The 19328-nt window shown below is 61.3% G+C and carries 20 protein-coding genes; 6 read left to right on the forward strand and 14 right to left on the reverse strand.

Annotated features, from left to right (window positions below; all coding sequences use genetic code 11):
- Position 1: 1 nt before the first annotated feature.
- Complete coding sequence (locus HCK86_RS13625; protein WP_176085027.1) at positions 2-979, reverse strand: peptidase U32 family protein; 978 nt, start codon at positions 977-979, stop codon at positions 2-4.
- Positions 970-1476, reverse strand: a complete 507-nt coding sequence (locus tag HCK86_RS13630; RefSeq protein WP_176085028.1) for an SCP2 sterol-binding domain-containing protein — start codon at positions 1474-1476, stop codon at positions 970-972. Before HCK86_RS13630 ends, HCK86_RS13625 begins: the two co-directional genes overlap by 10 nt.
- A gap of 109 nt (positions 1477-1585) precedes the next feature.
- On the opposite strand from HCK86_RS13630, the gene HCK86_RS13635 reads away from it, so the two are divergent.
- Positions 1586-3079 (forward strand): UbiD family decarboxylase, encoded by a 1494-nt coding sequence (locus HCK86_RS13635; protein WP_176085029.1) that lies wholly within the window; start codon positions 1586-1588, stop codon positions 3077-3079.
- 8 nt (positions 3080-3087) lie between these two features.
- On the opposite strand, the gene HCK86_RS13640 is transcribed toward HCK86_RS13635, so the two are convergent.
- From HCK86_RS13640 to HCK86_RS13650, 3 genes are all read right to left on the reverse strand, one after another.
- Complete coding sequence (locus HCK86_RS13640) at positions 3088-3294, reverse strand: hypothetical protein (protein WP_176085030.1); 207 nt, start codon at positions 3292-3294, stop codon at positions 3088-3090.
- Positions 3284-3973, reverse strand: a complete 690-nt coding sequence (locus tag HCK86_RS13645) for a GNAT family protein (RefSeq protein ID WP_176085031.1) — start codon at positions 3971-3973, stop codon at positions 3284-3286. Before HCK86_RS13645 ends, HCK86_RS13640 begins: the two co-directional genes overlap by 11 nt.
- A 69-nt stretch (positions 3974-4042) precedes the next feature.
- On the reverse strand, positions 4043-4684 hold the full coding sequence (locus HCK86_RS13650; RefSeq protein WP_141148015.1) for a 2-dehydro-3-deoxy-phosphogluconate aldolase: 642 nt from the start codon (positions 4682-4684) through the stop codon (positions 4043-4045).
- A gap of 265 nt (positions 4685-4949) precedes the next feature.
- Between HCK86_RS13650 and HCK86_RS13655 the strand changes: the two genes are divergently transcribed.
- The 3 genes from HCK86_RS13655 (at position 4950) to HCK86_RS13665 (ending at position 7358) form a co-directional block, all read left to right on the forward strand.
- Entirely contained in the window at positions 4950-5423 is a 474-nt protein-coding gene (locus HCK86_RS13655) for a CYTH domain-containing protein (RefSeq protein WP_176085032.1), read from the forward strand.
- 1 nt (position 5424) lies between these two features.
- Positions 5425-6324 carry a CHAD domain-containing protein gene (locus HCK86_RS13660; protein WP_176085033.1) on the forward strand — a complete coding sequence of 300 codons (900 nt, stop codon included), beginning with the start codon at positions 5425-5427 and terminating at the stop codon, positions 6322-6324.
- Positions 6325-6440: 116 nt separating this feature from the next.
- Entirely contained in the window at positions 6441-7358 is a 918-nt protein-coding gene (locus HCK86_RS13665) for a rhodanese-related sulfurtransferase (protein WP_176085034.1), read from the forward strand.
- An 89-nt stretch (positions 7359-7447) separates the two neighbouring features.
- Here the strand turns inward: HCK86_RS13665 and HCK86_RS13670 are convergent, their stop codons facing one another.
- Together HCK86_RS13670 and HCK86_RS13675 are read right to left on the reverse strand one after the other, a co-directional pair.
- Positions 7448-7894 carry a cyclic nucleotide-binding domain-containing protein gene (locus tag HCK86_RS13670; RefSeq protein WP_176085035.1) on the reverse strand — a complete coding sequence of 149 codons (447 nt, stop codon included), beginning with the start codon at positions 7892-7894 and terminating at the stop codon, positions 7448-7450.
- A 59-nt stretch (positions 7895-7953) separates the two neighbouring features.
- Entirely contained in the window at positions 7954-8637 is a 684-nt protein-coding gene (locus HCK86_RS13675) for a response regulator transcription factor (protein ID WP_176085036.1), read from the reverse strand.
- A gap of 109 nt (positions 8638-8746) precedes the next feature.
- On the opposite strand from HCK86_RS13675, the gene HCK86_RS13680 reads away from it, so the two are divergent.
- Positions 8747-9319, forward strand: coding sequence for a L,D-transpeptidase family protein (locus HCK86_RS13680; protein ID WP_348641079.1), 573 nt, complete (start codon positions 8747-8749; stop codon positions 9317-9319).
- 110 nt (positions 9320-9429) lie between these two features.
- Here HCK86_RS13680 and HCK86_RS13685 read toward each other — a convergent pair whose 3' ends face one another.
- The 5 genes from HCK86_RS13685 to HCK86_RS13705 form a co-directional block, all read right to left on the reverse strand.
- On the reverse strand, positions 9430-10653 hold the full coding sequence (locus HCK86_RS13685) for an AI-2E family transporter (RefSeq protein WP_176085037.1): 1224 nt from the start codon (positions 10651-10653) through the stop codon (positions 9430-9432).
- 156 nt (positions 10654-10809) lie between these two features.
- A complete protein-coding gene (locus HCK86_RS13690) occupies positions 10810-11358 on the reverse strand; it encodes a gamma-glutamylcyclotransferase family protein (protein WP_176085038.1) in 549 nt (182 codons plus the stop codon).
- Between the two features lie 6 nt (positions 11359-11364).
- Positions 11365-13188 carry an ATP-binding cassette domain-containing protein gene (locus HCK86_RS13695; RefSeq protein WP_176085039.1) on the reverse strand — a complete coding sequence of 608 codons (1824 nt, stop codon included), beginning with the start codon at positions 13186-13188 and terminating at the stop codon, positions 11365-11367.
- Between the two features lie 3 nt (positions 13189-13191).
- On the reverse strand, positions 13192-13851 hold the full coding sequence (locus tag HCK86_RS13700) for a thiamine diphosphokinase (RefSeq protein WP_176085040.1): 660 nt from the start codon (positions 13849-13851) through the stop codon (positions 13192-13194).
- Positions 13852-13922: 71 nt separating this feature from the next.
- Positions 13923-14462, reverse strand: coding sequence for a MarR family winged helix-turn-helix transcriptional regulator (locus HCK86_RS13705; protein ID WP_176085041.1), 540 nt, complete (start codon positions 14460-14462; stop codon positions 13923-13925).
- A gap of 232 nt (positions 14463-14694) precedes the next feature.
- On the opposite strand from HCK86_RS13705, the gene HCK86_RS13710 reads away from it, so the two are divergent.
- Positions 14695-16224, forward strand: coding sequence for an MDR family MFS transporter (locus HCK86_RS13710; protein ID WP_176085042.1), 1530 nt, complete (start codon positions 14695-14697; stop codon positions 16222-16224).
- A gap of 57 nt (positions 16225-16281) precedes the next feature.
- Here HCK86_RS13710 and HCK86_RS13715 read toward each other — a convergent pair whose 3' ends face one another.
- A complete protein-coding gene (locus HCK86_RS13715) occupies positions 16282-17505 on the reverse strand; it encodes an OpgC domain-containing protein (RefSeq protein WP_176085043.1) in 1224 nt (407 codons plus the stop codon).
- Between the two features lie 4 nt (positions 17506-17509).
- Complete coding sequence (gene mdoH / locus HCK86_RS13720; RefSeq protein ID WP_176085044.1) at positions 17510-19327, reverse strand: glucans biosynthesis glucosyltransferase MdoH; 1818 nt, start codon at positions 19325-19327, stop codon at positions 17510-17512.
- Position 19328 lies beyond the last annotated feature (1 nt).

A 19328-nucleotide genomic window follows, 5' to 3' on the forward strand; every position in this document is an offset into this window, starting at 1 on the left:
CTTATCTCCACTTTTTCTCGTAAGCACCGGAGGTCGTCTTGCCCCCTTCGGAAAGCCCCTTCAGCCGGGACAGAAGGGCTGCCCGTGCTTCAGGTTCGGCCGTCAGCGCCTTTTTCAGCGTTGAAACCACTTCGGCCACATAGGCCTTGCCGCGCTGGCGGCCCTCGATCTTCAGCGCCGAAACCCCGGCGGCCCTGAGCGCATCGATCTCGCTCATCACGTCAAGCGAGACCGGATCCTCGAAGGCATAGCCGCAGGCTTCACCGATATCGAAACGGCCCTTGCAGAGCGTCGGATAACCGGCGGCCTCGCCATCGCCGAAACGGTTGATCGTGTAGCCGCCAAGCTCGGAGACCATGTCATTGCCCTCGCGGCGGTAGCGCACATGGCTTGCCGGTGAGCAGACGCCGTTCATATTCGGCGATTTTCCGGTGGCATAGGAAGAGAGCGCGCAGCGTCCCTCGGCCATGACGCAAAGTCCGCCGAAGACAAAGACCTCGATCTCGCATTTCACCGCCTTACCGATCCGGGCAATATCGGCAATTGTCAGTGTGCGCGGCAGAACGACACGCTGGGCCTTGAAGGCATCGACAAGAAAATTGATCGCATCCGGGTTGGAGGCCGATGCCTGTACGGAAACATGCAGGCGCTGTTCAGGGTATTTTTCCGCGACATGGGCCATCAGGCCGAAATCGGCGAGAATCAGCGCATCGGCGCCGGCAGCAACGGCATCAGCGGCGCCGCGATACCAGATCTCCTCATCACCGGCACGCATGAAGGTGTTCAGCGCCACCAGCACCTTCACATTGTTCTTGTGAGCGTAGGCAATCGCCTCTTTCAGCTCCTCGCGGGAAAAATTGAGGCCGGGGAAGTTACGGGCATTGGTCTCATCGCGAAAACCGCAATAGACCGCATCCGCGCCAGCCTCCACGGCGGCGCGGAAGGCCGACGGCGTGCCGGCCGGGCAGATCAGTTCCATGCGTGCGGCTCCTCAAACAGAACCTTGCCGCGAATGCGTGCCGCGGTATGGGCGACGAGCGGTGCAAAGGGACCGGCAAGCGGTGCCAGGTCGGTCGGCAGATCGATTTCGCAATCATCAAGCGCGTTTCTGAGCGCCAGCGTTGCTTCCATATCGCCCGAAACGGACAGATCGCGCGAGAAGAACAGCGCATCGCCATCCAGCCGGCCTTCCATCAGCGCCAGCAGAATGAAGAAGGGGCCTTCGACCGTGGCATCGGCGTGGATCTCGGCGTCCGATCGAAGCACCGTTACCTCTTCCGCCGCGGGGGAAATCACGAATGTGAAGGGCAGGTCGACCGGCCGGAAGGCATAGGCCTTGGCCTTGTGCTCGCCAAGGCGTTCAAACAGGGCCGGATGCTTGCGCATCAGCCGGTGCAGCAGCATGTTTGCCGTCCGCTCCGCCAGGGCGATGGGCACGAGATCGAACGGGATAGCAATAGCAGGCGGTAATCTCATCGTTCTTGTCTTTCGCTAAACTTCCATAGCCGCAAACTATCGGCAGCCGTGGCCTTGCGATTTGAGCTAGCGCAAAGACTTGCCCTTTTGTGCACGCCAAGGCTTGGCCATGAAAAACGACGCCCCGCCCCGCCGCTATGACAGCCTTAAGGACTTTCTCGCAACGCTTGAAAAGCGCGACAGGCTGAAGCGTATCACCAGGCCCGTTTCGCTGGTTCACGAGATCACCGAAATCAGCCGCCGCGTCCTGCATGCCGGCGGTCCGGCCCTTCTTTTCGAGCAGCCGGTTGATGCTGACGGCAATGTCCTGGCCATTCCCGTGGTGACCAATCTCTTTGCCACACGCGAGCGGATCGAATGGGGCTTCGGCCTTGCCGGCGGCCATATCGGCGATCTCGCCACGCTTCTGGGACAATTGCGCGCACCGCAGCCGCCCGCCTCGATGCGCGAAGCCTTTGACAGCCTGCCGCTGATCCGCTCGGCGCTGGCGCTGGGCGTGAAGCAGAACAACCGCCCGCCCTGCCAGGAAGTGGTGCTGAAGGGGGATGCCGTCGATCTTTCGCGGCTGCCGATCCAGTGGTGCTGGCCGGGTGAACCGGCACCACTTGTCAGCTGGCCGCTGGTCATTACCAGCGATCATGACGATCCGGACGATATCAATGTCGGCGTCTACCGGATGCAGAAGCTGGGCAAAAACCGGCTGATCATGCGCTGGCTTTCCCAGCGCGGCGGCGCCAAGCATTTCCGCTCCTGGCAGAAGGCGGGCCAGGACATGCCCGTCACGGTCGCGATCGGCGCGGATCCCGCGACGATATTGTCAGCCGTCATGCCATTGCCGGAAGAGATGAGCGAACTTGATTTTTCCGGCGTTCTGTCCGGCCGCAAGGCGCGCATTGCCCGCGCGGTTTCGCAGCCGCAGATCGTGCCTGCCAATGCCGAGATCGTGCTCGAGGGCAGCGTTTCGGTGACGGAGGAGGCCGATGAAGGCCCCTATGGCGACCATACCGGCTATTACAATGCCGTTGAACGCTTCCCGGTCTTTACCGTTTCGGCGATCACCATGCGGAAGAAACCGGTCTATCTTTCGACCTATACCGGCCGGCCGCCGGATGAGCCTTCCGTGCTGGGCGAGGCGATGAACGAGCTTTTCGTGCCGCTGGTCAGACAGCAGGTCCCGGAAATCCTCGACATCCACCTGCCGGCCGAGGCCTGTTCCTACCGCGCCATCGTCGTTTCGATCGACAAGCGCTATCCCGGCCAGGCACGGCGGGTGATGATGGCGCTATGGTCGATGCTGTCGCAGTTCAACATGACCAAGCTGATCATCGTCGTCGATCCGGACATCGATATCCGCAACTGGAAGGATGTGATCTGGGCGCTGGTGACCCGCTATGACGCCTCACGCGATACGATGCTGATTGACAACACGCCGATTGACTATCTCGACTTCGCCTCGCCCAAGGCCGGCCTTGGCGGCAAGATCGGCCTTGATGCCACCATCAAGACCGGCACCGAGACGGAGCGCGAATGGGGCCGGGTGATTGCCATGAGCGAGGATGTGAAAGACCGCGTCGATGCGCTCTGGCAGGATCTCGGTCTTTGAAGGCGGGCTCAGTGGCGGCGCTGGTAGCGGGCCCTGAGCCAGAATATGATGAACAGCGCCAGAACGAAAAGCACGCCAAAGCCAAAGCCGAGAAAGGGTGAAATCCGGCCAAGCAGATTGACCACTTCCGGCAGGAACAGACCGCCGATCACCATGACGGCGAGGATGATACCGGCGGCAATCAGGCTGGAGCGCTGGGTGTCCTTATGCGCCATCCCCGCCCCGCAATGTCGCAAGATCTCGTTTCTGCTGGCCGGCCGCGTCGAAATTGTCCGGATTGAGCCAGGCTTCAAAGGCTGAGCGCCGCGCCGGCCATTCGCTGTCGATGATCGAGAACCAGGCCGTGTCACGGTTTTCACCGCGCGAAATCATATGCTGGCGGAACACGCCCTCAAAGGAAAAACCAAGCCTTTTCGCTGCCGAGCGGCTCGGCTGGTTCTCATTGTGGCATTTCCACTCATAGCGGCGATAGCCGAGATCATCGAAAATGTGATGCGCCATCAGATAATGGGCTTCGGTCGCCATGGCGCTGCGCTTCATCGCCGGGCCATGCGCGACGGAACCGACCTCGATCGAACCATTTTTCGGATCGATGCGCATATAGCTCGCCATGCCGACAATCTCATCCGTACCGGCCCGCTTGAACACCCGGGTGATCCAGTCTCCGGCGCGGTTATGACCATCAAGCCAGTCGCTGAAGTCACTGACGTTACAAAAATCATGGGCGGGAAAATAGCGCAGCAGCGTGTTGACGGCCTCGGGCGAACCGCCCAGCGCCTGCCACAGGCCCGCGGCATGATCCGGCCCATGCCAGGGCGTCAGCGTCACGTGCAGGCCGCGCTGGGTGACCGGCTGGGGTCGCAGCCGCGGGGCAAAATCCTTCAGATCCGTCATCGCCAGTCCTCGCTTCAGCCATCAAAAGACAATGCGGGCGCCACAACGGGCGCCCGCATCGAAAACCGCTTACTTCTTCAGCGTGTCGCAGGCTTCCTTGGCCAGCGCCTTGATGCCGTCCCAGTCGCCCTTGGCCACCAGATCCTTCGGTGCCACCCAGGAACCGCCGACGCAGATGACGTTGGGCAGTTTCAGATAGTCCATGGCATTCTGCGGCGAAACACCGCCGGTCGGGCAGAATTTCAGATCCGCGAGAGGCGAGGACAGAGCCTTCAGATAGGGCGCGCCACCAGCCTGTTCGGCGGGGAAGAATTTCATCAGACGATAGCCTTCCTCGCGCAGCGTCAGCATTTCGCTGGCCGTTGCCGTGCCGGGCAGAAGCGGGATCTCGCTGTCATCGGCAGCGTCCAGGATCTCGCCGTTGACGCCGGGCGACACGATGAATTTGGAGCCGGCCTTGACGGCGGCTTCGTAATCCTTGGCCGAAAGGATGGTGCCGGCACCGATGACGGCGCCTTCGATCTCTTCCGACATCGCCTTGATGACATCAAGAGCTGCCGGCGTGCGCAGCGTGATTTCCAGCGCCTTCAGCCCGCCTTCGACGAGCGCGCGGGCCAGCGGCACCGCATGCGCAACCTCTTCGACGATCAGGACCGGGACCACCGGCTGTGCCGTCAGAACGGAGAGGAGGGATTGGGTTTTTGCTTCCATGGTCGGTCAGTCCTCATTAACCGGTTAGACGCAACTGCTTCCGGTGACAGATAAATCGGCCTGCCCGCCGGAAACAAGCGAGAATAGGGCGTGGCAAGCGCCGGTCTGGGAGCAACGCGGCAATGCCTCACCTCGTGGAATACCGTGCCGCTTCAGTCAAGTCGAGCCTTAAGCGACATCACGGCACTTGTATCTTGTTTTTGTTATGCCAGTTTGATCTCGATTAATCATAAGCAGCATGCCGGTTTGATGGCAGGGAGTGGAAATGGCCAGGGAAATTGAGCGCAAGTTCCTCATTCGCACGGCGGATTGGGAAAAGCAGGCGGATCATGGCGTGCGACTCACCCAGGCCTATCTGGCCGGCGGACCTGACCGCTCCGTGCGGGTGCGCCTTTTCGACGGCAAATCGGCAAAGATCACGCTGAAATTCGGTGACGGCACCTTTGCGCGCGATGAATTCGAATATGACGTGCCGCTGGACGATGCCCGGCAGATGCTGCACCATGCAACCGGGATCGTCATCGACAAGACCCGCTATAGGGTCGCGTGCGGCGCCTTCACCTATGAAATCGATGTTTTTCACGGCGATCATGATGGCCTGATCGTCGCCGAGGTCGAACTGCCGGATGAGGACGCTAAGCCGCCACTGCCCGACTGGCTCGGCCGCGAGGTGACGGGTGACCGGCGCTATCTCAACCAGTCGCTGTCAAAACGCGCCGGGCTACCGGAGGAGATCTGACATGGCTTTCGAGATCGACCCCGACAAGCCGTTCAACGAGGCCTTCCGCGCCGTTGCCATCGAGGAGCTGTCCAAGGCGATCGCGCTTTTGAGCGAGCAGCCCGACGGGCTGCATGAGGCGGTGCATGCCGCGCGCAAGCGTTTCAAGCGGCTGCGTGGCCTTTACCGTTTCGCCCGCGCCGATGCCAAGGGCTTCGCCCGGCGGGAAAATGCCCGTATCCGCGATATGTCCGCCTCGCTTTCCGCCGAGCGCGATGCGACCGCGCTGATCGAAACGGTCAATTACCTGCGCAGCATCGGCCCTGATGGCAAGACCGATATGGCACTTTATGCGCTGGAACGCGCATTGACGGCACGGCGCGACGACATCGCCATGAGTGATGGCGCGCTGGAGCGCAAGGTCACCGTGGCAATCGGCACGTGCCGGGCGGCGATGGAGGCGGTCAAGGCCCATGAATTTGCCCCCGGCCGCAAGAAGGCCGCCGCCCGCATCGCCGCAGGCTGGCACCGGACGCTGAGCGCAGCCCAGGTGGCGCTGATGTCGGCACGGGCCGGCAGCGCGGACGAGGATTTCCACGAATTGCGCAAGCGCAGCCAGGATTACTGGATGTTCGCAAGCCTCGCCGCCGGGATCTGGCCGTCAGGCCTTTCTGCCAGACGCGAGCGGGCAAAGCTGCTGGCTGATCTTCTCGGTCATGAACATGATCTGAGCGTTCTTCTCGTCCTTGTTGGCAGCAAGGAGGAACGACTGGTCCATCAGGATGCGCTTGAGACCGTCGCGAGCGCTGCGGCAGAGGAGCGCCTGCGGCTGCGCAAGGCGGCAATCAGGCTGGCCCGGCAGCTCTACTCCGACGATCCGGACCGCGAGGCTCAGGTGATCGAGCGGCTGTGGCGCGGCTGAACCCCCTTTGATCCGGGCCGTTCCGGCAGGTTTGATTTGCCAAGCATGGGGCGAAGGGTGTATTGACCCGCGCCATGACAGGACTTGAAAAACATCAAGAACGGCAGGACAAGGCCATGGCTGAGAACGGACCCTTTCTGGTCGCAGCACTCTATCACTTCGCGCGCTTTCCCGATTTTCGCGATTTCCGCGCTCCCCTTCTTGAAAAGGCCGAAGCCGAGGGCATCCGCGGCACGCTGCTGCTTGCCCATGAAGGCATTAACGGCACGGTTGCCGGCAGCCCCGACGGCATTGCCGCCCTCCTGGATTTCATCCGTGCCAGACCGGAATTTTCCGGCCTCGTGCATAAGGAAAGCCAGGCTTCGGAAATGCCGTTCAACCGCATGAAGGTGCGGCTGAAGAAGGAAATCGTCACCATGGGTGTCGAGGATATCGATCCGCTGAAGATCGTCGGCACCTATGTCGAGCCGAAGGACTGGAACGCGCTGATTTCCGATCCCGAAACCGTGGTCATCGACACCCGCAATGATTATGAGACCGCCATCGGTCTGTTCAAGAACGCTGTCGATCCGAAAACCAGAACCTTTCGCGAATTTCCCGAATGGGTGAAGGCCAATGCCGGCCTGCACAACAAACCGAAGATCGCCATGTATTGCACCGGAGGCATTCGCTGCGAAAAGGCCTCCGCCTATATGAAGGAACAGGGTTTCGACGAGGTCTATCACCTCAAGGGCGGGATTTTGAAATATCTCGAAGAGGTGCCGGAAGACGAGAGCCTCTGGGAAGGGGCCTGCTTTGTCTTTGACGAGCGCGTTTCGCTGACCCACGGCCTGAAAGAGGGCGGACATATTCTCTGCCACGCCTGCGGCCATCCGGTCACGCCGGAAGAACAGGCCATGCCCGCTTACGAAAAAGGCGTTTCATGTCCCCATTGCGAAACGCTTTATGATGCCAGCGACCGCGCCCGCTTCCGCGAACGCCAGCACCAGATCGCCCTTTCCAAGACACGCGGCGAGCGCCATCTCGGCGCCTGAGGCATTTCCGGGGAAAACGGCAGCGCTTGCGAGCCGTTGACATGACGGTGCCCCGCGCTGCGGGGCATTTTCGGTTGAGTCTGGATCAATCAGAAATCGGAAAGCCGTGTGCGCACCGAATCAAGCGCGCTGACCATTTCGGCAAAGCCCTGCCGCAGCCGCCGGTCCATGGCTTCGCCAATGTCGGGATATTCACCGACGAGCTTGATGAAGGCCTCGCGGCTGATGAAGAAGATCTCGGACCGCAGATCCGCCGTCGCCGTCAGCCGGTGCGCGATGGGGCTGACCAGCGCCACTTCCGCCAGCACACTTCCCGGACCAGCAATCCCGCAGGACTGTCCGCCCGCCTCCAGCGACAGCTTGCCCTCGGCCACCACATAGGCGCCTTCGCTGATATCGTTTTCCCGCAAGAGAAGCTCACCAGGCTCGAGCCTGATCTGCCGCGCGGTAAAGGCGACAAGCAGCAGCTGATCGCCGGTGAAGCCGGAAAACAGATCGGTTCTTCGCAGAACCTCGATGTCGCGGGAAAGTGCCATCCCCTGTCTCCCTCTCCGTCTCGACTGCTGGCGATCGCTCTCCTATAGGCCATGACAGGTCATGGCACCAGCTTGTAACCACCGTTTTCCGTGACGAGAATGCGCGCATTGGAGGGATCTTCCTCGATCTTCTGGCGCAAACGATAGACATGGGTTTCGAGCGTATGGGTGGTGACGCCCGAATTATAGCCCCAGACCTCTTCAAGCAGCATGTCGCGGGTAACCACCTTCTGGCCGGCACGGTAGAGATAACGCACGATTGCCGCTTCCTTCTCGGTCAGACGGATCTTCTTGCCGACGAGATCGGTGAAGACCTTCTGTCCGGGCTTGAAGGTGTAGGGGCCGACCTTGAAGGTCGCATCCTCGCTCTGCTCATGCTGGCGCAATTGCGCCCGGATGCGCGCCAGAAGCACGGCAAAACGGAACGGCTTTGCCACATAATCATTGGCACCCGCCTCAAGTCCGAGAATGGTGTCACTGTCTGTATCATGGCCGGTCAGCATGATGATCGGTGCCTTGAACCCGTTCTTGCGCAGAAGCTTCACGGCTTCCCGGCCATCCATATCCGGAAGCCCGACATCCATGATGAGCAGATCGATCTGGCCTTCCCGGGCAAGCTTGATCGACTGGGCGGCAGAGCCTGCGGCATGAATGATAAACTCGTCATAGAGCTGAAGCTGCTCCACAAGCGTGTCGCGAAGATCCTCATCATCGTCCACAAGCAGGATCGTCCTTGCCGTCATGCGCCATCCTTCCCTGATCGGCGGGCCGTCACGACCTGCCATTGCACCATTATGATCCGGAGCTTATTGCTATGACGTTAGTCCGTTTTCACAGACAAAGCAAAAATCCGTGACCCACGCCATTTCCCGCCGCTATCCACGGCAGAATACCATCTTACCGCAGGATGAACCCCTTGTCGTCCGCCGCCTGCCCGGCGCGGCGCACCGCGCCCTTCTCCGCTTCGGACCGCTCTGCTTTCCCGCCGCCATTGGCGTCCATGGCATCAGCTGTCGCAAACGTGAAGGTGACGGCAAGACACCGCTCGCCAGCATGCGGCTTCTGGATCTCATGGAACGCCCGCGCCGTCGCCGCTTTCCGCCTTCGCCGCTGAAGCGCCGCCTGATCTCAGGCCGCGATGGCTGGTGCGATTCGCCTTCAGACGCCAATTACAACAGGCCGGTCCGCCTGCCCTTCGCGCCGAGCCATGAACAGCTGCTGCGTGATGACGGCCTTTATGATGTGATCGGGGTGCTCGACTGGAATGTGACGGCGCGAAAGCGCCATGCAGGTTCGGCAATTTTCCTGCATCTGGCGCGATCGGATTTTTCCGGAACGCAAGGCTGTGTCGCCATCTCCCGCCATGCCATGCGCGTGATCCTGCCGCATCTTTCGCGCAGAACGAAAATCACGATCCTTCCCTAGCGCATCGCCTCAAAAAGAACGATGCGCAGATTCAATAAGATAGAGCGTCCTGGTGCGTCCAAAAGGACGCTCGGCACTCTAGCGGGTTTGATGAAAGCCGCGTTTCCCGGTCAATCGCCCGATGTGACCGGTCGCTCCGGCGGTGCGGAGATGGGCGTCACCACTTCCGCATCATCATCGGCATGCCGGGCCGCCTCGGCGGCCTGCTCGCTGCTGGCGGCCTCCAGTACCCATTCGCGCCAGATCGCCACGATCAACGCCATCAGCACCGGCCCGACGAAAAGCCCGACAAGCCCCATGGTCTTGACGCCGCCCACCAGACCGAAAAACGTCGGCAGGAACGGCAGCTTGATCGGCCCGCCGACAAGGCGCGGGCGCAATGTCTTGTCGACGATGAACAGTTCAAACGTGCCCCAGGCCAAAAGACCGAGGCCATGAACCGGCGTGCCGCGCGCGATCAGATAGACGGAGATCAGCGTGAAGGTCAAAGGCGCCCCGCCAGGGATCAGCGCCATGACGGCGGTGATCAGGCCGAAGGTGATGAAGTTCGGCACACCGGCCAGCCAGTAGGCGGTGCCCAGCACCAGCCCCTCGCCAATGGCGATCAGGGTCATGCCGGTAACGGTGGACGAAATCGTTGCCGGAACCACGCGCGAGATGCGCTGCCAGCGCTCGGGAAACAGCCTTTCGCCGATCATGTCGAGCTGACCGGCAAATTTATGTCCGTCCTTGTAGATGAAGAACAGCGCGATCAGCATGAACAGCAGCGCAAGCACAAGATTGAAGAACTTGCCGCCAAGGGCCAGCGCCGTGCGGTAGATGCTGCCAATGTTCTCGCCGCTGACCGCCTGGATCAGCTGGCCGATATCGCCGGGCTTGCCAAGATAGTCATGCCACTTGCCGACGATCCACTCCCCGACCACAGGAAGCGTGGTGATCCATTCGGGCGGCGGCGCGCCGAAACGATTGGCCTGGGTTGCCCAGATGATCCAGCTCTCGGCCTCGCGCAGCACATAGGAGACAGCAAAGACCAGCGGCACGATGATAAAGGCGAGGATCAACAGAATGGCAATCGCCGCAGCCAGCGGCCGGCGGTTGCCGACCCGCCGCTTCAGATCCTCAAACAGCGGATCAGAGGCAAAGGCGATGATCAGCGCCGCCAGAACCGGCACGATGAAGCCATGAAAGAAATAGATTGCGGCGACGATCACCATCAGCAACAGCCAGCGCGCCGCCGAGACGGATGGGATCAGCGGCAGGCGGGACGAACCCGCAGACGTTCCGATCCAGCGTTGTTTTCTGTGTTCTGATGGCTCGCCGTGAAGGTCTGACATTTCATTCCCGTTTCAAATCCGGCGTAACCCAGAAAGTCACATCAAGTGGCACCCGCCTTGAAAACCTCTGCCCCGACGGTGCAAGCGACGTTTCCGGATTTTCGTCGCGCCCTATTTACGAAAGACCCTGTGTCAGTTTCAAGTCGGAAACATCGCTCAGCCAAGAAAGCTGCCATCGGAAGCGTATCCTGCGGCGGCAAGAACCTGAAGCGCTTCCTGCCGGCCCGGCCGTGACGGATCAGGATCGGCCACGGCCTGTGTGGCGGCAAGGCAGGCGCGATAGTCCGCCGGAAGCGCATTTTGATGCGCACCGGCGACGACAAGACCGCGATACCAGTCGAAGGGTTTCAGCGCGGCATCGCGGTAAGCGGGGGGCGCCATATAGGTCATTGCGCCAAGCGGCGGTCCGCCATCGAGCGGGGTAACCACAATGGCTTCAATGCAATCATAGCCCCGGCCACGCCCTTCGGCTGCATCGAGCGCCGGACGGTCAGCCGGATCAAGCGAGAAGACGACGCCGAAGACGGCTTGCCCGGCCACCGGCAGGATGGTCGCCTTGCCCGAGCGATCCCGCCCCGACTTGTCAAAGGCAAGGCCGAAGTCATCAAGCCTTGCGGCACTGAGCATCCGGGCCGAAGGACAGCGCCGCATCAGCCTTTCGCCGAGCATGTTCGAACCATAGGCGAAATAGATGAGCGCGGCCATGGTTCCTCAGCCCTCCAGCTCCTCGCGCAGCATTTCCAGCTCCAGCCACTCTTCCTCCTTGGCGGCGAGGTCATCGCGAAGCCTGGCAATCTCGTTTGCTACCTTGGAAAACCCATCGGGATCGCGGGAGAAGAAGGCAGGATCGGCCATTTTCGCCTCCAGCTTTTCCACGGCGGCCGAGATCGTCTCCATCTCCTTCGGCAGGTTTTCGAGCGCGAATTTCTGCTTGAAGGAAAGCTTGCCCTGCTTCTTCGCCGGCTCAGCCTTTGTTTCAGCGCTCTGCTGGCGTTCCTTCTTCGCCTTTTCCGCCCGGCGGGCCTCATCGGCCGCGCCCTTGCGCTGGGCCTGCATGTCGGTATAGCCGCCGGCATATTCCAGCCATTCACCATCGGGCGAAAGCGGCACTTTCGGCGCAATCGTGGTCGTCACCGTGCGATCGAGAAAATCACGGTCATGCGAGACGAGGATGACGCTGCCCGAAAACCCGGCAACGATTTCCTGCAGCAGATCCAGCGTTTCGATATCGAGGTCGTTGGTCGGTTCGTCGAGGATCAGAAGATTGGCGGGGCGGGCAAGAATGCGCGCCAGCATCAGCCGTGCCCGCTCACCGCCTGAAAGATTGCGGATCGGTGTGCGTGCCTGTTCCGGCTGGAACAGAAAATCCTTCATATAGCCGGAAACATGGCGCTGCTCGCCATTGACCAGCAGGTTCTCGCCACGCCCGTCGGTCAGATAATGCGCCAGCGTATCGTCGGGGTTCAGCTCCTCGCGCTTCTGGTCGATCGTGGCGATCTCCAGATTGACGCCAAGGCGGACGAAACCCTCATCGGGCGCCAGCTGGCCGGTGAGCAGCTTCAGAAGCGTCGTCTTGCCCGCGCCATTGGGGCCGACGAGGCCGATGCGGTCGCCGCGCTGGACGCGAATCGAGAAGGGCTTGACCACCTGCCTGTCGCCGAAGGACTTGGTGATGTTTTCCGCCTCGATCACCAGCTTGCCGGATTCGCGGCTATCCGCGGCGCTGGCCTTGACCGTGCCCTGCGGCCCCTGATGCGCACGGTGGCGCGCGCGCATGTCATGCAGCTCGCCAAGGCGGCGCATATTGCGCTTGCGCCTGGCCGTCACGCCATAGCGCAACCAGTGTTCCTCCCGCACGATGGCGCGGCCGAGCTTGTGCTGTTCGGCCTCTTCTTCTTCCAGCACCTTGTCCCGCCAGGCCTCGAAACCGGCAAAGCCCTCATTCAGACGCCGCGCCGTGCCGCGATCGAGCCAGACCGTTGCGGTGGAGACATTTTCGAGAAAGCGCCGGTCATGCGAGATCAGCACCAGCGCCGAACGCGTGCCCTTCAGTTCCTCTTCCAGCCATTCGATCGTGGTGAGATCGAGATGGTTGGTGGGCTCATCGAGAAGCAGGATGTCGGGTTCCGGTGCCAGAACCCGCGCCAGCGCTGCTCGCCGCGCCTCACCGCCCGAAAGTGTCTTCGGGTCGGCCGCCGGGTCAACACCCAGATGCTCCATCAGATAGGTGGCGCGGTAGTGATCATCGCCGGGTGCCAGGCCGGCCGCGACATAGGCCTCTGCCGTGTCGAAACCCGAAAAATCCGGCGCCTGTTCGAGATAGCGGATGGTGGAGCCGGGATGACGGAACACCTCTCCCGACTGGGCTTCCACAAGACCGGCAGCGATTTTCAGCAGGGTCGACTTGCCCGAGCCATTGCGCCCGACAAGGCATATCCGGTCACCCGGCTCGACCTGCAGACCGGCACCATCCAGAAGCGGCGTGCCGCCAAAGCTTAAGTGAATATCGTCGAGTTTCAGAATCGGCGGTGCCATCAGTCAAACTCCCGTAAAGTCATGGGGCCGCGCCAATATGATCGCCCGTCCGGCCTCAAGCGACAGCCGGACCGGCCCGCCGGCGCGCCCGGCAATGTTGGAAACGGTTCTGGGTGAACCGAAGGCGACCGAAAAGCCCTGCAAGGGATAGCCGGCATTTTCGATCGAGAGCCCGGCGAGATCGGAAAAGCCGAGCACGGAAAACAGCGCACCTGGCGGAAGATCAATCTCAAGCGTGCCGGGAAGCAGCGGATAGGCCTCCTCCTCGCCTGAGGTCAGCATGATCTCGAACCCTTCTGCCGCGAGGCTGACGGCAAAGAGCATGTTCATCATCGCATGATCTGAGCGCGCGCCTGAAAGCGCGCCAGCCATGATGATGCGTTTCGCGCCGCGCGCAATGGCCTCACGCACCGCAAGCGCACCATCCGTCTCCGCCTTGGCCGGCGGGAAGGTCTTGCGTTCGACCGCATGGAACCGTGCGGTTGTTTCGGCGTCGCTGGAATCGAAATCGCCGACCCAGAGCTCGGGCGTCACACCGAGCAGAACGGCATGGGCCATGCCGCCATCGGCCGCGATGAACCGGCTATTGGCCACACGTTCGCTGAGACGCTTGTCAACCGTGAGCGCGCCGCCAAGCAAAATGGTGAAATCCGTCTGTGTCATGGAGAAAGGCAATAGCGAAAGCCCGCGCCAAGCGGAAGTCCCATCTATGCGCCTTTTGCCCTTTTCGGCGCTTACGCGCCATCATCATCCCTGGCGCCGGCCTGCTGCGCCGAATATTCACCGGTGCGCTTTTCCAGCGCGGCGATGAAGCGCTCATAAAGCCGCGCGAACACTTCGACATCTTCATGGGGCCAGCTGTCGGTGATCGAATGCAGCAGCTCACGCTTGACCTTGCGGATCTCCTGCACCAGCTCTTGCCCGCGTTCCGTCATCACCAGCACCGTGCGACGGGCATCGCTCTGGCAGACGCGTCGCTCCAGCACACCTTCATTCACCATCTCGGCGACGATCCGGCTGGCGCGCGACGGGTCGATGCGCATGCTTTCCGCGACAACGCCAATGGTCGCGTCACCCTTGGTGCCAGCACGTCTCACCGCATCCAGCACATCAAGATGTGAAACTTCGAGCGCTGGCGCCACTTTGGCAATCGCCAGTCTGCCGATGATGCGCCGCCGGGTCATCAGACGGTTGCGCGTCATCGCGGCTGAAATCCGTTCGATCGCGTCCGGTGAGGCCGACTGGGCGGCGTACTTGTCCTGTTCGTGAGTCATACATCAATGCTTTATCAGGAAATCGCGCCCGAGGAAATATGACCTCGGCACGCGTTTGACATTGACAAATACATGACTTTCGCACATATTCCGCCGGATTTTGCCCACTGAGCATCATTTCGGCATGCGTGAACAGGTCGCCGCCACAGTACCGAAACGCGGCGCAGGGCACTCTCACCCCCTTTGTGGCGCGTCGCCCATCGAAACCCCTTAAAAGCCGGATCCGCATCTGATGAACCAGCAAGGCAATTTCGTTTCTCTCGTCGAAGATCCAAGGCTTCGCATTATCGTCTTTCTGTTTCTGCTGATGGCGATGTTTCTGGCAACGCTGGACAATCAGATCGTCTCGACCGCGCTGCCGACGATTGTCGGCGATTTCGGCCATATGGAGCGCTTCGGCTGGGTCGCCTCCGCCTATCTTCTGGCAACCTGTGCGGTGATGCCGGTCTACGGCAAGCTCGGCGACCTGATCGGCCGGAAATATGTGCTGATGGCGGCAGTGACGATCTTCCTGATCGGCTCGCTGACCTGCGGCCTCGCCGTGTCCATGAACACGCTGATTGCCGCCCGCGTCTTGCAGGGCTTCGGCGGCGGCGGGCTGATGGTATCGATCTTCGCGCTGAATGCCGATCTGTTTCCCGGCCGTGAGCGGGCCCGCTATCAAAGCTATACCTCCCTGGTGATCATGACGTCCGGTGCTTTCGGCCCGATGCTCGGCGGCACGATGACAGCCGCCTTTGGCTGGCGCTCGATCTTCCTGATCAACCTGCCGCTTGGCCTGATCGTGCTTGCCGGGCTGGCGCTTCTGGTGCCGAACAGAAAACCGGACCGCAAGCCGAAGATCGATCTGGCTGGCGCCGTGCTGCTGGCGGCAAGCGTGACCGGTATCGTGTTGTGGAGCGATTCGAGCGAGATCTTCGGTTCGATGATCGCCCCGCAGAGCCTTCTCGTCATCGCGCTGGCGGCTGTCTTCGCCATTGCCTGGGTCCTTGTCGAACGCCGCGCCCCCGAGCCGATCATTCCGCTGCCGCTGCTGAAGAACCCCACTGTCGCCCTGCTGATCATTCTCTCGGTGGCAAGCGGCGGTATCGCGCTTGGCATGGTCAATTATTTTGCGCTCTTCCTGCAGACCGTTCATGGTCTTGCCCCGGCCAAGGCCGGCCTGTTCTTCATTCCTGTGACGCTTGGAATTGTTCTTGGCTCGCTCACCACCGGCCGTCTGATCGCGAAGACCGGGTATTACAAGCGCTATGCGGTGGCCAGCATGTGCCTGTCGGCGACCGCCTTTATCCTGCTGATGCTGTTTGCGCCGGTCTCTCCGCTGTGGCTGATTGCCACCCTGATGGCACTTCAGGGCATGGGGATCGGCTTTGGCCAGCAGGTTCCGGTGCTCGGCGTGCAAAATGCCGCCCGTGGCGGCGACATTGGCGCGGCGACCGGCACTGTCACGCTGTCGCGCATGATCGGCGCCGCCATGGCCATCTCGGTTTACGGAGCCATTCTTGCCAAGGGTCTTGACGATGCCGGGATGATCCCTGGCGCCGGCAATCTTGCCGAATTGACACCGACGGCCCTTGCAACGCTGACAGGTCCGGCCCATCAGGCCGCGATTGCCGGCTATTCCGATGCCTTCGCCAACCTGTTCATGTTCTCCGTCACCATGGCGCTGATCGGTCTTTGCGCATCGGTGCTTTTGAAGCGGATCCGTCTTGGCGAGCATCATCCGGTGCCGGTGAAGAAACCCCTGGCCGCATCCGCATGAGGCCATTCCCGGCACGGCTGGACGTCAGCACACCGGCGGTGCCGCCGTCTTCTTCGCTCACATCGAATTGCGCTTGAGGCTGGCCTGCGCCGCCATCTCGTCATGGCCCAGCGGTGCCGGCACAAAGGCGATCACCCGGCGCCGACGCTGAGCGCGCAGGCGCTGCCGCCGCTCCAGAGACCAGCGCGCCACCCAGTATTGCGCCGTCAGGCCCGCCAGCAGCAGGGCGCTATCTTCCAGGAGACTGGTATCAACGACCGCCCGCAGGGTCTGCAGCATCATCGCAATGACCGAACCGGTGGCAAAGGTTGCAAGGCTTGCCCGTCCGAGAATATCGATAGGCCGCATGATCGCCGATCGCGCCAGTGCCGGGAAGGCGGGTATCGACGTCAGCACATAGGCAAGCGCCAGCACATTGACGAGCCTGAGCAGTGCCAGCATGTCCTTGCGCTGATCGGCGATGAAGCGCGGCGTATCATCCGGCCAGGGAAATGCGTCGCGCACGATAAACTGCCAGTAGCCGGCGAACAGGACGATTGCCAGCGACACCAGAAACAGGGCCGGTGAGAAGGGAATCCAGCGCTCTCCGCGCTTGGCGGACATGCCGCCGGCAAGACCGATGGCAAAGAGCAGCTGCCAGCAGAACGGATTGAAATACCAGCCCCCGCCCTGCGGCCAGTTGAACATGTGAAGTGGCACGACGCGGCCAAGCACGAAAATGCCGGCCGATACGGCAAGCATCAGCATCAGGCTGCGCGTTCCCAGCCACATCAGCGTCGGCAGGAACAGGAACAGGATGAGATAGAGCGGCAGGATATTGAAATAGGCGATCTGATAGGTCAGCAGAAACAGTCCGGACAGCGTTTCATAGGGTGCAGTGACGACCTTGGTGATCCCGAGCGAGCCGACATAATCCGTCAGCGGAAAGAAGGCGGCGGCGAGCAGGACGACGACGATTCCGGCAAGGCTCGAAAGGATGTGAACCCCGTAGATCGTCTTCATCCTCTGGAAGATCTTGGCGGTGGTCTCGCCATAGCGGCCGCGATAATAGCCGCGCGAATAGGCAAGACCGGCCGAGACGCCGGCAATAAGCACAAAACCCTCCGCGGCATCGGAAAAACCGAACATGCGGATCGTGTAGTTGGAGAAGAAATTGCCCGGGACGTGATCGATAAAGATCATGATCAGCGCCAGTCCGCGCAAAACATCGATGCGTGCGTCCCGCGGGCTCTTCTTTCGAGGGAGGAGCCCGTTCTTGTCCTTGCCATCAATTGTGTTCATTGCTCTATCCGTGCAGCGCCTGAGCGCCGACAGGCTCTTCTGCCTGTTTCAAGTCATCCCGGTCAGCGCCGGGAATTTCGGCCATCTCCGTCTCCCAGCGCGACTGGATATTGCGCTGGATCAGGATGACAGGAGCTGGCTGACGTTCCTCGACGGTCTTGAACAGGCCAAGCCTGGCCGCGATCACGCCGGAACGTTTCGATGAGGTAAAGGCAATCATGAAGGGCGCAAGGATCTGTGGCACGGCGATCGGCATCAGCCAGTAAAACAGATCCGGTGCCAGCATTTTCGAGCCGATCAGCAGCAACAGCCCGGTCGCGACGATCCACCAGCTGGCCTGAAAGGCATCGGAGACGGAAAGCGTCTGCCCCTCGCGGTTGGAGGCTGGCCAGCCGCCATCCATGCCCAGCAGAACCTGCACCACCGAGCGGCTCTGATACATCAACGTGATCGGCGCCAGAAGCGACGACCAGATGATCTCGACCAGCGTCGACCAGAACACGGCAAGAAAACCGCCCGAGGCCCGCGCCTCACCGGTCAGGCCGCTTCTGAGAGCGATCAGCAGTTTCGGCCCGATCAGAAGACCGCCGACACCAACCATCATCGTGACCGCGAGGGCGGTCTCGGCGCGCGGAAAGATCGCGTGAAGATAAGGCGTCGGGAAATAGTCCGGTTCTGGTGCAAAAAGCGGTGCGACAATACAGGCGATGATGAACAGCATCCACAGCGGCGAGGTCAGATAGGCCATGATCCCCTGCAGAAAGGTGAAACGGTTCCAGCCCTTCAGCCCCGGTGCGCCGATCAGCTTGATGTGCTGGAGATTGCCCTGGCACCAACGGCGGTCGCGCTTGGCGAAATCAATCACATTTTGCGGCCCCTGCTCGTAGGAGCCGACAAGATCGGGATCGACCCGGACAATCCAGTCGCGCCGCGCCAAAAGGGCGGCTTCGACATAATCATGACTGAGGATGTGTCCGCCGAAGGGGGCGGCACCGTGCAGTTCCGGCAGGCCGCAGCTTTCGGCAAAGGCTTCTGTGCGCACCAGCGCATTATGGCCCCAGAACGGACCTTCGGTTCCCTGCAGCCCGGCAAGACCCCGCGTGTAGATCGGCGAGAACAGACCGGCGGAAAACTGAAGCGCGCGGGCAAACCAGCTGTTTGCGCCAATCACCTTCGGCAGGCTCTGCAGCAGGCCGAGTCGCGGCTCGGCCTCCATGCGGCGGAGCATTTCGACCACCGTCTGCCCTTCCATCAGGCTGTCGGCATCAAGGATCAGCATATAGGTATAGCCAGCCCCGTAATGGCGGACGAACTCGCCGATATTTCCAGCCTTCTTGCCGGAATTATCGCTGCGCCGGCGATAATAGACGCCGATCGGTTCAGCGACCTCATTCTTCAGCGTCAGGAACCAGCCTTCCTCATCGGCAACAATATCGGGATTGCGGCTGTCGGACAGGACGACGAAATCAAAAAGGCCGCCATGCCCCGTCTGCTGAAGACTTTCCGCCATTGCCGCCACGGCCGAAAAGGTCGCCTTGGCGTCCTCGTGATAGACCGGAACCAGTATGGCCGTGCGTGCGCCCATGCCGCTTTCTGAAAGCTGCACGCGCGCAATCTTGCGCTTCCATCCGGGGATCAGCCCGCCAATGCCCAGTGCCGCCCCCCAGGCGATCCAGGCCGAGGTCGCGGCGGACAGGAAGATCCGCACGAAATCGACCCAGTCCATTCCATCGGCAAAGAACACGTCAACAGCCAGTCGCGTCGCGATCATGGCGGCGATTATGGCAAAACCGATCGAAACTATGCGTCGCGTGGCGAGCATA

It is taken from the genome of Martelella sp. HB161492, assembly GCF_013184775.1.
Classification (GTDB): Bacteria; Pseudomonadota; Alphaproteobacteria; order Rhizobiales; family Rhizobiaceae; genus Martelella.

Coding starts and splice junctions, on each gene's coding strand:
- HCK86_RS13640 (WP_176085030.1), bottom strand. CDS start 3,294: ATGGCGCATAAGGACACCCAGCGCTCCAGCCTGATTGCCGCCGGTATC.
- HCK86_RS13670 (WP_176085035.1), bottom strand. CDS start 7,894: ATGGCACTTTCCCGCGACATCGAGGTTCTGCGAAGAACCGATCTGTTT.
- HCK86_RS13695 (WP_176085039.1), bottom strand. CDS start 13,188: ATGGCACCGCCGATTCTGAAACTCGACGATATTCACTTAAGCTTTGGC.
- HCK86_RS13630 (WP_176085028.1), bottom strand. CDS start 1,476: ATGAGATTACCGCCTGCTATTGCTATCCCGTTCGATCTCGTGCCCATC.
- HCK86_RS13635 (WP_176085029.1), top strand. CDS start 1,586: ATGAAAAACGACGCCCCGCCCCGCCGCTATGACAGCCTTAAGGACTTT.
- HCK86_RS13625 (WP_176085027.1), bottom strand. CDS start 979: ATGGAACTGATCTGCCCGGCCGGCACGCCGTCGGCCTTCCGCGCCGCC.
- HCK86_RS13650 (WP_141148015.1), bottom strand. CDS start 4,684: ATGGAAGCAAAAACCCAATCCCTCCTCTCCGTTCTGACGGCACAGCCG.
- HCK86_RS13685 (WP_176085037.1), bottom strand. CDS start 10,653: ATGTCAGACCTTCACGGCGAGCCATCAGAACACAGAAAACAACGCTGG.
- HCK86_RS13655 (WP_176085032.1), top strand. CDS start 4,950: ATGGCCAGGGAAATTGAGCGCAAGTTCCTCATTCGCACGGCGGATTGG.
- HCK86_RS13700 (WP_176085040.1), bottom strand. CDS start 13,851: ATGACACAGACGGATTTCACCATTTTGCTTGGCGGCGCGCTCACGGTT.
- HCK86_RS13715 (WP_176085043.1), bottom strand. CDS start 17,505: ATGAACACAATTGATGGCAAGGACAAGAACGGGCTCCTCCCTCGAAAG.
- HCK86_RS13660 (WP_176085033.1), top strand. CDS start 5,425: ATGGCTTTCGAGATCGACCCCGACAAGCCGTTCAACGAGGCCTTCCGC.
- HCK86_RS13665 (WP_176085034.1), top strand. CDS start 6,441: ATGGCTGAGAACGGACCCTTTCTGGTCGCAGCACTCTATCACTTCGCG.
- HCK86_RS13690 (WP_176085038.1), bottom strand. CDS start 11,358: ATGGCCGCGCTCATCTATTTCGCCTATGGTTCGAACATGCTCGGCGAA.
- mdoH (WP_176085044.1), bottom strand. CDS start 19,327: ATGCTCGCCACGCGACGCATAGTTTCGATCGGTTTTGCCATAATCGCC.
- HCK86_RS13705 (WP_176085041.1), bottom strand. CDS start 14,462: ATGACTCACGAACAGGACAAGTACGCCGCCCAGTCGGCCTCACCGGAC.
- HCK86_RS13675 (WP_176085036.1), bottom strand. CDS start 8,637: ATGACGGCAAGGACGATCCTGCTTGTGGACGATGATGAGGATCTTCGC.
- HCK86_RS13645 (WP_176085031.1), bottom strand. CDS start 3,973: ATGACGGATCTGAAGGATTTTGCCCCGCGGCTGCGACCCCAGCCGGTC.
- HCK86_RS13710 (WP_176085042.1), top strand. CDS start 14,695: ATGAACCAGCAAGGCAATTTCGTTTCTCTCGTCGAAGATCCAAGGCTT.